A 13,966-nucleotide genomic window follows, 5' to 3' on the forward strand; every position below is an offset into this window, starting at 1 on the left:
ATATACACATCATCTAGAATATGACGGGAGGTAAGGCTATGGCATATACTCTGAATCTGCTGAAGCAGATCGCCGACGGCCTTGCAAAGCAGTTCGGACCTGACTGCGAGATCGTGATCCACGACTTAAAACGGCACGATCTGGAACATTCGGTCGTACATATCAACAACGGCCATGTGACAAACCGCAGGGAAGGCGACGGCCCTTCAAAGATCGTCCTGGAGACGCTCCACAAGGACCCTGCTTTGTTAAAGGATCATGTAGGCTATCTGACGCGCACATCAAATGGAAAGATTTTAAAATCCAGCACATTCTTCATAAGAAATGAAGAGGATACCGCTATAGACTACATTTTCGCCATCAATTATGATATCACCGGCCTTATGACCGTTGACCGCTCCATCCGCTCTCTTATTGATACCGAGCAGGGAAGCAGTCCAAAGCAGCAGCCGGAACAGATCGTACATAATGTAAATGATCTGCTGGATACACTGATTGAACAGTCCGTAGCACTGGTGGGCAAACCCGCCGCTCTGATGAATAAGGAAGAAAAGGTAACAGCGATTCAATTTCTCAACGATGCAGGCGCTTTTCTTATTACAAAATCAGGCGACAAGGTTTCAAAGTATTTTGGGATCTCCAAGTTTACCCTGTACAGCTACATCGATGTAAACAGCCGCAAATCATCTTAAACCACACAAATAAGGAGGACAAAGTATCATGGATCAGAAAATTCTGTGGGCGGTCAACCACATGCCGAAGACAGAAGACAAAAATCTTCCCATCATGGGATTAGAGGAGATTAAAAAGGCAAGAGCGTTCCACGAAAGCTTCCCGCAGTACAGCCAGACTCCTCTTACAAAACTTCCAAACATGGCTTCCTATCTGGGAGTAAAGGAAGTTTATGTAAAAGATGAGTCTTACCGTTTCGGCCTTAATGCATTTAAGGTACTTGGCGGCTCCTTCGCAATGGCGCGCTACATTGCAAAGGAAACAGGAAAGGATGTTTCCGAACTTCCCTACTCCGTTCTTACCTCTGAAAAATTAAGAGAGGAATTTGGTCAGGCTACCTTCTTTACAGCTACCGACGGAAATCACGGACGCGGCGTTGCATGGGCTGCAAACCGTCTGGGTCAGAAGGCTGTCGTACATATGCCAAAGGGCACCACACAGACCCGTCTTGAGAACATCGCAAAAGAGGGCGCTCAGGTAGACATTCAGGAAATGAACTATGATGACTGTGTTCGTCTGGCTGCCAAGGAAGCAGATGAGACTCCAAGAGGCGTGATCGTACAGGATACCGCATGGGACGGCTATGAAGAGATTCCCGCATGGATCATGCAGGGCTACGGCACCATGGCAATGGAGGCCGGCGAGCAGTTAAAGGCTCAGGGCTGCGAGCGTCCTACCCACATCTTCGTACAGGCCGGCGTTGGTTCCTTAGCAGGCGCTGTCGTAGGCTACTTTGCAAACCTTTATGCAGATAACCCTCCAACCTTCGTAGTAGTGGAAGCAGAAGCTGCTGCCTGCCTCTACAAGGGCGCTGCTGCCGGAGACGGCGACATCCGCATCGTTGACGGCGATATGCAGACCATCATGGCAGGTCTTGCCTGCGGCGAGCCAAATACCATTTCCTGGGATATCTTAAAGAACCATGTAAAGGTATTTATTGCTGCTCCTGACTGGGTAGCTGCAAACGGTATGCGTATGCTGGCCGCTCCGATCAAGGGCGACGCTTCCATCACCTCCGGTGAGTCCGGCGCAGCTCCATTCGGCGCTCTGGCAGCTATGACTACACTGGATGAATACGAGCAGTTAAAGAAGGATATCGGACTGGATGAGAACTCCAGGGTTCTTCTCTTCTCCACAGAGGGCGATACCGATCCCGACCGCTACAAAAACATCGTATGGAAGGGCTTAGACAAATAATTTTAAAATCAATTATGGAGGATGATATAAAATGAATCTGGATTACGCAAAAATCAAAGAAGCTGCACAGAACTATCAGAAAGATATGACCAAGTTCTTACGCGAGATCGTAAAGAACCCAGGCGAGAGCTGTGATGAGAAGGCTCACATCGAGCGCATCGCAGAAGAGATGAGAAACCTTGGCTTTGACAAGGTAGAGATTGATCCCATGGGCAACGTACTGGGCTTTATGGGTACAGGCGAAACCCTTATCGGCTTTGACGCACACATTGATACCGTAGGCATCGGCAACCGTGACAACTGGACCTTCGATCCATACGAAGGCTATGAGACCGAAACTGAGATTGGCGGCCGTGGCGTTTCCGACCAGTGCGGCGGTATCGTATCCGCAGTATACGGCGCTAAGATCATGAAGGATCTGGGACTTCTCTCTGACAAGTACACCGTTCTTGTAACCGGTACCGTTCAGGAAGAGGACTGCGACGGTCTTTGCTGGCAGTATATCATCAATGAGGACAAATACCGTCCTGCATTCGTTGTTTCCACCGAGCCTACCGACGGCGGCATCTACCGCGGACAGAGAGGCCGTATGGAGATCCGTGTAGATGTTAAGGGTGTTTCCTGCCATGGTTCCGCTCCTGAGCGCGGTGACAACGCAATCTACAAGATGGCAGATATCCTTCAGGATGTCCGCGCATTAAATGAAAATGACGCAGCAGATGACAAGGAAGTTAAAGGACTTGTAAAGATGCTGGATCAGAAGTATAATCCTGAGTGGGAAGAGGCTAACTTCCTCGGCCGCGGAACCGTAACCGTTTCCGAGATCTTCTTCACCTCCCCAAGCCGCTGTGCAGTTGCAGACTCCTGCTCTGTATCCTTAGACCGCCGCATGACTGCAGGCGAGACCTGGGAAAGCTGCTTAGACGAGATCCGTGCTCTTCCATCCGTTAAGAAGTACGGTGATGACGTAACTGTTTCCATGTATGAGTATTCCCGTCCTTCCTACAAGGGTCTGGTTTACCCCATCGAGTGCTACTTCCCAACCTGGGTAATCCCGAAGGATCATGAAGTAACAAAAGCGTTAGAGGAAGCTTACACCAACCTGTTCGGCGAGAACCGTATCGGTGCTGAGGAGACTCTGGAGATGAGAACCGCACGTCCTCTGACTGACAAGTGGACCTTCTCTACCAACGGCGTATCCATCATGGGCCGTAACGGCATCCCATGCATCGGCTTTGGACCAGGCGCTGAGGCTCAGGCACACGCACCAAACGAGAAGACCTGGAAGCAGGATCTGGTAACATGTGCTGCCGTATACGCTGCTCTTCCAACCGTTTACTGCAAGTAATTTCATATCATCTGCCGTCCGCGGTCTGAAACGATCGGGCTGCGGGGGCATTTATCTCATACTCATTCTATCAAAAAGGAGAACAAAACACATGAAAACTTTACAGGATTACATTGATAAGCTGAATTCCTTAAACTTCAAGGAAATGTATGAGGGCGATTTCTTCCTTACCTGGGAGAAGACAGATGACGAGTTAGAGGCTGTATGGACTCTGGCTGACGCTCTTCGTTTCATGAGAGAAAACAACATTTCCACAAAGGTATTTGAAAGCGGTCTGGGAATCTCCTTATTCCGTGACAACTCCACCCGTACACGTTTTTCCTTCGCTTCTGCCTGCAACCTGTTAGGTCTTGAGGTTCAGGATCTGGACGAGGGCAAGAGCCAGGTAGCTCACGGCGAGACTGTCCGCGAGACTGCAAACATGATCTCTTTCATGGCTGATGTAATCGGTATCCGCGATGATATGTACATCGGCAAGGGAAATGCATATATGCATGAGGTTGTTGACGCTGTTACCCAGGGCTACAAGGACGGCATCCTGGAGCAGAAGCCAACTCTGGTTAACTTACAGTGCGATATCGACCATCCTACCCAGTGTATGGCTGATATGCTGCACATCATCCATGAGTTCGGCGGCGTAGAGAACTTAAAGGGCAAGAAGCTGGCTATGACATGGGCTTACTCTCCTTCCTACGGAAAGCCATTATCCGTTCCTCAGGGTGTGATCGGCCTGATGACACGTATGGGTATGGAAGTTGTTCTGGCTCATCCGGAAGGCTACGAGGTTATGCCTGAAGTAGAGGAAGTTGCAAGAAAGAACGCTGAGAAGTCCGGCGGTTCCTTCCGCGTATCCCACGACATGGCTGACGCATTCAAGGATGCTGATATCGTTTATCCAAAGAGCTGGGCTCCATTTGCGGCTATGGAAAAGAGAACTAACCTGTACGCTGAGGGCGATTCCGATGGCATCAAGGCTCTGGAGAAGGAGCTGCTGGCTCAGAACGCAGAGCACAAAGACTGGTGCTGTACAGAAGAGCTGATGAAGACCACCAAGGACGGAAAAGCTCTGTACCTGCACTGTCTGCCTGCTGACATCAACGATGTAAGCTGCAAGGACGGCGAGGTTGAGGCATCTGTATTCGACCGCTACCGTGATCCTCTGTACAAAGAAGCAAGCTATAAGCCATACGTAATCGCTGCTATGATTATGTTAGCTAAGTTCGCTGATCCTGCCGACATCTTAAAGAAACTGGAAGACAGAGGTACTCCAAGAGTATTCAAGTAATTTTCTGAACTAATATTGCCAGGCTGCCGGACCGGAGCGCGCCTTTACATTGCTTGTGTCAGACGCAATTTCAGGCGTACGCCGGGACCGGCAGCTCTTTTTAACCCATATTTCGTTTTTTGATCAGCAAAGATACTAATTTTTGGTACTACGAGGGGAATTTTAACTATGGAAAATAAGAAGAAAAAACGCATTGTCATCGCCCTGGGAGGAAATGCACTGGGAAATACCCTTCCGGAGCAGATGAAGGCCGTAAAGATCACTGCAAAAGCGATCGTAGACCTCATTGAGGAAGGCTGCGAAGTAATCGTTGCCCACGGAAACGGTCCTCAGGTCGGCATGATCAACAACGCCATGGCTGCCTTAAGCCGTGAAGACGCCAATCAGCCCAACACACCTCTCTCTGTCTGCGTAGCCATGAGCCAGGCTTACATCGGCTATGACCTGCAGAACGCCTTAAGAGAAGAACTTTACAACCGCGATATCTATGATATTCCGGTGGCTACCATGATCACTCAGGTCCGTGTTGATGCAGATGATCCTGCTTTTGATACTCCCTCCAAGCCAATCGGGCACTTTATGACCGAGGAGCAGGCTAAGGTTGCAGAAGAAAAATACGGCTACATTATGAAGGAAGACGCAGGACGGGGCTACCGCCGTGTAGTAGCTTCCCCAAAGCCTGCTGAAATTGTTGAAATCGGAGCCATCCGCTCTCTGGTAGACTCCGGTCAGCTTGTAATCGCCTGTGGCGGAGGAGGTATCCCCGTAACCCGTCAGGGCAATCACTTAAAGGGTGCCAGCGCTGTTATCGATAAAGATTTTGCAAGTGAGCTGTTAGCAGAAAATCTGGATGCAGATTTCCTCATCATCCTCACTGCTGTAGAAAAAGTTGCGATCAACTTCGGAAAGCCGGAAGAAAAATGGCTGAATGAGCTTGATACGGAAGAAGCAAGAAAGTATATGAAAGAGGGTCATTTTGCTCCCGGTTCCATGCTTCCTAAGGTTCAGGCTGCTGTTAAATTCGCTGAATCAAAACCAGGACGCACTGCCCTCATTACCCTGCTTGAAAAGGCAAAGGACGGTATCCAGGGCAAAACCGGTACCCACATTCACTTAGGGCAGAATAACTAAATAATTTTGCATACAGATAACCTGTTCATCCGGCTGCTGGGATGGACGGGTATTTGTGGGGGGTCAAAAGTCTGCTATGGCAGCCTCCTGTATACTAAAAAGTAAAGGAAAACAACATTATGAATACAGCAAAAAAACATGCGTCTCTTTTTGAACTGGACGGAATACCAAAGATGAGCCAGGCCATTCCTCTGGCTCTGCAGCACGTTGTTGCTATGATCGTGGGCTGTGTAACGCCTGCCATCATCATTTCCGGCGCAGCCGGTATTGACACTGCCGACCGCGTGCTTTTAATCCAGGCTTCCCTTGTGGTATCCGCTCTGGCAACGCTTTTGCAGCTCTTCCCCATCGGAAGCAAAAACGGCTTTCATCTCGGCTCTGCCCTTCCCGTTATCCTGGGAGTAAGCTTTGCCTATGTACCCAGTATGCAGGCGATTGCTGAAACAGGCGGTATTCCCGCCATTCTGGGCGCTCAGATCGTAGGCGGTATCTGCGCGATCCTGGTAGGTCTGTCCATCAAAAAGATCCGCAGATTCTTCCCGCCTCTGATCGCAGGAACAGTTGTATTTACCATCGGCCTCTCACTCTATCCTACTGCCATCAATTACATGGCCGGCGGAACCGGCCAGCCCGGCTACGGCTCCTGGCAGAACTGGACGGTTGCCATCTTCACTCTGATCGTTGTAACCGTTCTCAACCATTTTGCAAAGGGATTTTTAAAACTGGCTTCTATTTTAATCGGAATGATCGCAGGCTACATCTTTTCCAGCTTTTTCGGAATGGTAAGCTTTTCCAACGTGGCACAAGCCGGTGTATTCCAGCTTCCCGAAGTCATGCACTTTGGCATCGAATTTGAGCCCTCTGCCTGCGTAGCCTTAGGTCTGCTCTTTGTCATCAATTCCGTACAGGCCATTGGAGACTTCTCTGCTACTACGGCCGGCGGTTTAGACCGTGAACCAACCACCGGCGAGCTTCACGGAGCCATCCTCGGATACGGTGTTTCCAATATACTCGGTGCATTTTTAGGCTGCCTTCCCACCGCTACCTACAGCCAGAATGTAGGTATCGTAGCTACCACAAAGGTCGTAAACCGCGTGACTCTGGGGCTTTCTGCACTGATCATCCTGACCGCAGGACTTTTCCCAAAATTTTCCGCCCTTTTAACTACGATTCCCTATGCGGTTTTAGGCGGCGCTACCGTATCTGTGTTCGCATCCATCGCCATGACCGGCATGAAGCTTGTTATGACGGAAAATATGAACTACCGCAATACCTCCATCGTAGGTCTTGCAGCCGCTCTGGGAATGGGTGTTTCACAGGCCTCTGCCTCTTTGGCTTCCTTCCCGGACTGGGTAACTACCATTTTCGGTAAATCGCCGGTAGTTATCGCTACTCTGGTTGCTGTTTTCTTAAACGTAACGCTTCCAAAAGACAAGGCGGCAGAGAAATAAATTGAATCTGTATACAGCCTGCCGGCTGAGCAAAAAAGGCTCCGTCCATCCGCTTTGAATGGCCGGAGCCTTTTTTTGCTCAGTAATCCTCTTGTCTCTTTCGTTATCGTTACTCCCGCCCATAGGTCACTGTAACCTGGGCCTCTACGCTGACCTCTCCGGGCATTACCGCCATGTCTGAGGCTGCAGCCGTTTCTTCCACTGCCATCTTGGCTGCTGGGGCATTGTAGGAGGAATATCGGGCCTGCGGATTGTAGCCGTATTCCTGAATATCTACCACAGAAGAAAGCTTCTTTCCGGATGCCTCCGCCATCGCTTCTGCCTTTGATCTTGCCATAGCGACAGCGCCCTTTAACGCTTCCTGATAGTTCTCATCATATTGGCTTGAAAAATAGGTGACAGACTCGATCTGATTCACACCTGCTGTCACAGACTGGCTGAGGATCTCTCCTGCCTGGTCAATGGGAATATCCGATACCGTGATCTCTGTATTCATCTCATAGCCTGTGATCGTCCGGTTTCCTGAGTTCCAGTCATAAATGGGACTCAAGCCATAGGCAGATGTCTGAATAGAAGTTTCCTTCACCCCCAGTCCTTTTAAGGTTTCAATGGTCTGATCCAGCTGTTTTGCATTGTCCTCCTGGCACTGGGAAGCCGTCTGGGCCTGACTGTAGACTCCATAGCGGATCTCGGTCATATCCGGAACCACCTTTACCTCTTCCTTCCCTGTAACTGTGATTCCCTCTGAATCATTTACATCCTGAACCTTAATCGTGTCCGGGAACTGAGCCGGAGCTGCGCAGCCACCTGCCATTACAGCCGCAAACAGTACAGCCGCCGCCATTCCTGCCCGGTTCCGGATTTGTTTTCCGCTCAAACCTCTCTTTTTTCGCTCTGCAATGTATCTATCTCGTTTCATCTAAGTCTTCCTCCCGTCATTGGCACGCCTCTTCTTTCTGCCTTTATTCTACCAGATTCAGGGAAAGATGGTATTTCTTTTCGCTTAAATTGTCTTACGATTTTTCCTGGAACCTCTGTCAGCATCCCTTTTTCCCAGTTCCCAGAATGCCACTGCACTGGCGCAGCTGATATTCAGCGAATCCACCCCATGACTCATGGGGATCATCACCGTGTAATCACAGTCTGCAATGGTATCAGACGCCAGTCCGTCTCCCTCTGTTCCAAGGATCACCGCCAGCTTTTCTTCTGCTCTGAGAGACGGATCATCCAGAAAAATAGAATCCTGCTTTAAGGCCATAGCCGCAGTTTTAAATCCCAGTTCCTTTAAAAGTTCCATTCCTCCTTCTGGCCATGGCTCTTTTTTCTCATCAAATTTTGTCCAGGGAACCTGAAATACCGTTCCCATGCTAACTCTGGCCGCACGGCGGTACAAAGGGTCGCTGCAGCCGGGAGTCAAAAGCACCGCATCCATATTTAACGCTGCAGCAGAACGGAATACAGCGCCTACATTGGTAGGATTTACCACATTTTCAAGAACTGCAATCCTTCTGGCTCCGGCACAGATCTCACGGACAGACGGAAGGGATTTCCGCTTCATAGCACATAAAAGTCCTCTTGTAAGCTTAAAGCCCGTAAGTCCCGTAAGTACATCCGGTTCTGCCATATAAACCGGAATATCCCCGCACCGCTTAATGACCTCATCAGCCTCACCTTCCATTTTCCCTTTTTCTGCCAAAATAGATATGGGCTCATAGCCTCCGTCCAGAGCGCGCTGGACTACCTTTGGACTTTCTGCGATAAAAATCCCCGGATTTGGCTCAAACAGACGCAGAAGCTGAACCTCCGGCGTCCTGGAGTACACATCCAGAGCGGGATCCCTTATATCCGTTATCATTCTAATATCTGCCATGTTAAATTCTCCTGTGTTCTAAGGTAAAATAGCGATTCTTTGACCAGGATATTTTCTGCTCCCGGTTCAATCATACGCACCGTTTTATTATGGAAAATGGAACCTTTTTTGTCAACTGCCATTTCGGTTTTATGGAACCCAGATCCGGATGCTCCCCTTTCCGCCGGTCGTAAGTACCTTAATTCCCAGATGCTCCATCCTCTTTACGACTCCCGGATCCGGATGGCCGTAGGAATTTCCTTTCCCGTAGGAAATAACCGCCAGCCGGACGTTCGTAACAGCTTCCAAAAAGGCCAGACAGGATGAGCCGGAAGAACCGTGATGAGCCGTCTTTAATAGATTGATATGGGCCAGATGCTCCCTGATCCATGCTCCCTCTCTGCGGTCTGCCTGGATCAGAAGCTGCTCCTCTTCCCTTTTTCCCATATCCCCCGTAAACAGCATATGAAAATCTCCACTGTCTGCGCATATCACCAGCGAGTGGGCGTTACGGTCTGTTTGATCGCTGCCCTCTCCACTGTAAACACAGGTAAGCTTAAGCTCACCTACACGGAGCACGTCTCCCGTTTCCATATACTGGGTTTTCCCTCCTGCTTCTTTCTGAAGCCGTTCCAGACGTTCATAGATCTCCTGTCCTTTCCCTCCGGCAGGAAGAAGGAGAAGCCCCGGACAAACCGTTTTCTGCTCCAAAAGATACATAAGGCCGCTTATATGGTCATTATCCCCATGGCTCACTACAGAAACATCCAATCGTTTGATTCCCATACTGTTTAAACAGGGTTCCAGCGTCATCTCTCCCAGTTTCTTTTCACTGCTGCTTCCTCCGTCTATAAGCACGCTGTGGGTTCCTGCCTGCAAAAGGAATCCGTCTCCCTGTCCCACATCCATACACAGAACGCCAATTCCCCTTACAGGCATAGGGATAAAGATTACAAGGCTGAAATAAAAGGCGCAAAAAAACAGCGCAAGCTTCACTGACCTGCCAGTCTTCCCCTTCTTCCCGTTCCAAACCCGCAGTCCCGCAAACAGAACGATCGTAAAGAGCACATACACCGCTATCCTTTCCCATCCGGGTCTTCCAAGTACCAGACTGTATCCCGGAAACTTCCGGGACTGGCTGCACAGCCAGTCATAATACCCCAGTATATAATGACCTGCCCCTCCAGCCCCTCTTCCCAAAGCTGTGCTGAAGCCTCCAAGCCCGATGACCAGAAGACCCGAAACCATCAGCATCGGCACAAAGGGAAGAATCAGTACATTTAACGCCATACCATAAAAAGGATATTTAAAATAGTGCCACAGCATCACAGGTGTAAGGATCATCTGAATGCACAGGCTTACAGCGGCGCCCTTCTGCCAGCCTTTTTCCAGCCCCAGAAGCCTGCAAAGCCCCATTCCCGGCCCGGCAATGGCCCATACGGCAAGAAAGGAAAGCTGAAATCCGCTCTGAAATACCAGATAGGGCTGCTGCCACAAAAGCAGCACTGCCGCCATCCCCAGTGCAGAGAGGGTGTCATAGGTCCTTCCCTCTTTTTTAGCCAGCCACAGACAGAGGATCATGATCACAGCACGCATGGCAGAGCCGGAGCCTCCGGTGAGAAGGCCATAGTTCAGGACCAAAAAGGCCCCAACAGCTCCGGCTCCCGTAAAGCCAAATCCAAGCTTCCTTAAGATCAGATAAACCCCGCCGCCGATCACGGACAGATGCTGTCCGCTTACAGCCAGAAGATGAGCGATCCCGCTGTCCCGATACAGCTCCCTCTGCTCCTTTTCCATTTCGCCTGAATCGCCTAACAGCATGGCCATAAACACAGCCGCATCTTTCGGAGTACAGCACTTCTTCAAGACCTGAGCACAGTGCTCCTTTATCCGTTCAAGCATGGCCGGACAGGGATACGCCGAACCCTCAGAGCCAAAATATGTTTTCCCATATATCTTTACGGCAATTCCTTTTGAACGGTAATAGTTACGAAAATCGAACTCTCCCGGATTGAGAGGCCCTTTTACCACCTCAGGCCGTCCTGAAATCTCCACCGTTTTCCCTGCTGCCAGTTCATTTTCCCAGTCCGGCACATTGCCATAATCCATATACAACAGTATACGGCGAAACGTTTCCTTCCTCTCTCCGCTTTGGAGCTCTGATTCTTTAAGCTCCAGTGTCAGCCGTTCTTCCTTCCAGCTTCGTTTTTCCACAGTGCCTCTGATCCGGCACTGTTTTCCCTCAAAGGGCTTTACAAGTCCTTCCTCATGATCCAGCCGGTTCTTTACCATACCTCCTCTGCCGCTTCCCGCCGCCATAGCCAAACTAATTAAAAAAACAGACAGGAGCTTTTTTTTAATACCACTCCTGCCTGTCCGTCTTTCTTTTGCCGTCCCCCATTTTAAAACCGCACAAAAAAGTGCCGGTATCAAAAGGACCACCGTCAGCCACACATTCACAGCCTCCTGCATCTGCAGGACCAGCACCTCTCCAAGTACGAAACCTGCTGCAATACCTGCAATCGGCCGTTTCATATTCATTTTACCTCATTATTCTTCTTGGATATACTCATGGTTTAACTCAAAGGTCTGGTTTAAGGATACCACATCCCGAAACATCACATCCTGGGAACCGTTTACCATGATCTGAACCCTTGTAATACTTGTCATCTCAGCCAGAGAAGAGACAATGGCATAAATGGGAAGATATTCATTTACTGGATGCCCCATTTTCAAAAAAGAGGAATCAAAGTTGATGTAGCATACATTATCCGTAACAGAAATGCTTAAAATCTTGCAGTCAGATGGGAGCACCGCCAGATGGCCTTCTTCCTCCGGACCTGCTAAAAGCTGTTCCACTATCAGCTGCTCCATGGAGGTATTTATATTGTGGACAACCTCTCTTGTCTCAGAGATCAGCTTTGTTCCCGTTTTATCTGCAAAATACAGCTTCAGCTCTGTTTTTTCATAGGAATTTACATTACTGGTATTTAATATAAAATCGGAGGCAGACACAGCGCCTACCGGATTTCCCTGACCATCCATCAGCGGCTGATCTCCACAGTAAATACTGATATAATCCACGCCCGGTATCTGGGTAAGCGTCCTCGCCAGAGCCGCGCGGCATAAAATTTCCTGCTCTGGCTTCATATTTACATAACTCACATCAAAATACAGCGACAGTACCCCTGCGTCCAGACGGCTTTCCCTGAATACTGCCTTGTCTCCCAAAGCAGTCTGGCAGTCCAGATCCTTAGGGACGTAACGCAGCTGCTCCATCAGCTCATCAGACAGGGCAAGCGGATCTGTTTCCTCCGTTTCATACACCCTGGGAATCAGATTTACCCCGGAACCATTCAGATAGTAAACCAGATATCGTCCTTCCTTCGGAGCTGCCACAGGCTCCTTCTCCAGATGACAGCCGGAAAGGAATAAAATCCCTGTCAGACAGAACAGTCTCAGAAGGATCTTTACTGAGAACCTTCCCTTTTTTCCTGTGGTACTCATGGTTTTTCCTCCTGTCTGGACACATAATTTAGGGGAATGCGCACGCTGAAGGTTGTCCCTTCTCCCGGTGTACTTTCCGCATCAATGATCCCATGATGCATCTGGATCACATTCAGCGTAATGGCAAGCCCAAGGCCTGTGCCTCCCACCTCTCTGGATCTGGCCTTGTCCACGCGGAAAAAACGTTCAAAAATATGATCCATGCAGTCCTGAGGAATCCCGATTCCGGAATCCGCTACACGAATATAAAAATATTTATGATCTGCATCCAGAGTGACCCGCACCCAGCCGGAATCCACATTATACTTAATAGCATTTTCTACCAGGTTCGATACAGCCAGGGAAAATTTCACCCGATCCACATCTCCTGTTACCTCTCTGATACTTTCTAAAATCAGCTCTACATTGCTTCGCTTGGCAATGGGACGCAGGCGCTTTAAGATCAGCTCCAGCTCTTCATTTATATTCGTCTGTGTAATATTCATCTGGCTCTGGGCAGATTTATCCATTTTCACAAGCGTTAACAGATCAGTGATGATCTGATTTTCCCGGTCTACCTCATCCGAAATATCTGCCATAAACTCCCGGTACAGCTCTGCCGGCACTTCTTCCATGCTCATAAGCGAATCTGCAAGCACCCGGATAGAGGTGATCGGGGTCTTCAGCTCATGGGATACATTGGAAACAAACTCCTGTCTGGACTGATCTACTGCCTTAAGCTTTCTGAGCGACTTCTGTACTGCCTGTGAAAGCTGGATTGTTTCCTTATAGGCATCCTCCATGATATCGGTGTCCAAATCTCCGTAGGAAACACGCTCAAAGGAAGCCAGAAGCCGCTTAAAAGGCCGTATAAGGAAAAACACGGCTGCCATGGAACAGACCACCACCACCAGGATCATGCACAGCAAAAACAGCTGGGTGCTTCCCTGAACCCGGTCGGTCAGTGCGGAAATATTTTCCGTAGAAGCCATAACCACCATCACTCCCGTAACTTTCTTTTTATCGGAAGCACTGTGGATGGGAATAGTCTGGGTCAGATAACCCATCTCCTGATTCATACGGCTGTTTGTCTCCCCGTTAAAGCAGCGGATAACCTCTTCTGAAACATAATACTTCCCTGCCGCCAGGTTAAAAGTATCCTTTATAATCTTAAAGCTGCTGTTTACAATTACAATCCGCCCGTTATAAATATCTGCGATCGTCTGCATACGGGTATCCAGCTCCATGGTATTTCCCTTATCCGAGGTCATATAACCTGAACGCATGAGGCGGCTGCTTAAGATCAGACACTGATTCTGTATCTCAATGCCCTTCGCCTCCAGCTGGGTCTGGTTAAAGGCCCTGCGGCTGATCATTGCCTGCAAAAGCATGGGAACCAAAGCAGTAAGGATCATCAGAATCACCATAGGGATCATGACGCTTTTTCCCCTTAGCTTAAACCGCTCAAGCCATTTCTTCTTTTTCAA

The 13,966-nt window shown here is 49.3% G+C and carries 11 protein-coding genes; 6 read left to right on the plus strand and 5 right to left on the minus strand.

Translation table 11 applies throughout. From position 1 onward, the window contains the following. The first annotated feature begins 38 nt into the window (after nt 1–38). The 6 genes from WKT10_RS09125 (at nt 39) to WKT10_RS09150 (ending at nt 7,144) form a co-directional block, all read left to right on the plus strand. On the plus strand, nt 39–692 hold the full coding sequence (locus WKT10_RS09125) for a helix-turn-helix transcriptional regulator (protein WP_066547132.1): 654 nt from the start codon (nt 39–41) through the stop codon (nt 690–692). Between the two features lie 28 nt (nt 693–720). Beyond that, entirely contained in the window at nt 721–1,929 is a 1,209-nt protein-coding gene (dpaL, locus tag WKT10_RS09130) for a diaminopropionate ammonia-lyase (protein WP_066547130.1), read from the plus strand. 31 nt (nt 1,930–1,960) lie between these two features. Beyond that, complete coding sequence (locus WKT10_RS09135; protein WP_066547127.1) at nt 1,961–3,277, plus strand: YgeY family selenium metabolism-linked hydrolase; 1,317 nt, start codon at nt 1,961–1,963, stop codon at nt 3,275–3,277. A gap of 91 nt (nt 3,278–3,368) precedes the next feature. Further along, on the plus strand, nt 3,369–4,562 hold the full coding sequence (ygeW, locus tag WKT10_RS09140; RefSeq protein ID WP_337934212.1) for a knotted carbamoyltransferase YgeW: 1,194 nt from the start codon (nt 3,369–3,371) through the stop codon (nt 4,560–4,562). A gap of 168 nt (nt 4,563–4,730) precedes the next feature. Beyond that, a complete protein-coding gene (gene arcC / locus WKT10_RS09145; RefSeq protein ID WP_066547119.1) occupies nt 4,731–5,693 on the plus strand; it encodes a carbamate kinase in 963 nt (320 codons plus the stop codon). Nucleotides 5,694–5,812: 119 nt separating this feature from the next. After that, entirely contained in the window at nt 5,813–7,144 is a 1,332-nt protein-coding gene (locus tag WKT10_RS09150) for a uracil-xanthine permease family protein (RefSeq protein WP_337934062.1), read from the plus strand. Nucleotides 7,145–7,253: 109 nt separating this feature from the next. Here the strand turns inward: WKT10_RS09150 and WKT10_RS09155 are convergent, their stop codons facing one another. The 5 genes from WKT10_RS09155 to WKT10_RS09175 all read right to left on the minus strand — a co-directional run bounded on the left by WKT10_RS09155 (nt 7,254) and on the right by WKT10_RS09175 (nt 13,966). Then, nucleotides 7,254–7,988 (minus strand): SIMPL domain-containing protein, encoded by a 735-nt coding sequence (locus WKT10_RS09155; protein WP_445293009.1) that lies wholly within the window; start codon nt 7,986–7,988, stop codon nt 7,254–7,256. 159 nt (nt 7,989–8,147) lie between these two features. Continuing rightward, nucleotides 8,148–9,014, minus strand: a complete 867-nt coding sequence (locus WKT10_RS09160) for a TrmH family RNA methyltransferase (RefSeq protein WP_066547113.1) — start codon at nt 9,012–9,014, stop codon at nt 8,148–8,150. A gap of 129 nt (nt 9,015–9,143) precedes the next feature. Continuing rightward, nucleotides 9,144–11,534, minus strand: a complete 2,391-nt coding sequence (locus WKT10_RS09165) for a DNA internalization-related competence protein ComEC/Rec2 (protein WP_340276801.1) — start codon at nt 11,532–11,534, stop codon at nt 9,144–9,146. Between the two features lie 9 nt (nt 11,535–11,543). Beyond that, nucleotides 11,544–12,500 carry a GerMN domain-containing protein gene (locus tag WKT10_RS09170; RefSeq protein ID WP_066547109.1) on the minus strand — a complete coding sequence of 319 codons (957 nt, stop codon included), beginning with the start codon at nt 12,498–12,500 and terminating at the stop codon, nt 11,544–11,546. Continuing rightward, nucleotides 12,497–13,966 (minus strand): sensor histidine kinase, encoded by a 1,470-nt coding sequence (locus WKT10_RS09175; RefSeq protein WP_296038372.1) that lies wholly within the window; start codon nt 13,964–13,966, stop codon nt 12,497–12,499. Before WKT10_RS09175 ends, WKT10_RS09170 begins: the two co-directional genes overlap by 4 nt.

Source organism: Enterocloster sp. HCN-30185 (genome assembly GCF_037890305.1).
Classification (GTDB): Bacteria; Bacillota; Clostridia; order Lachnospirales; family Lachnospiraceae; genus Enterocloster.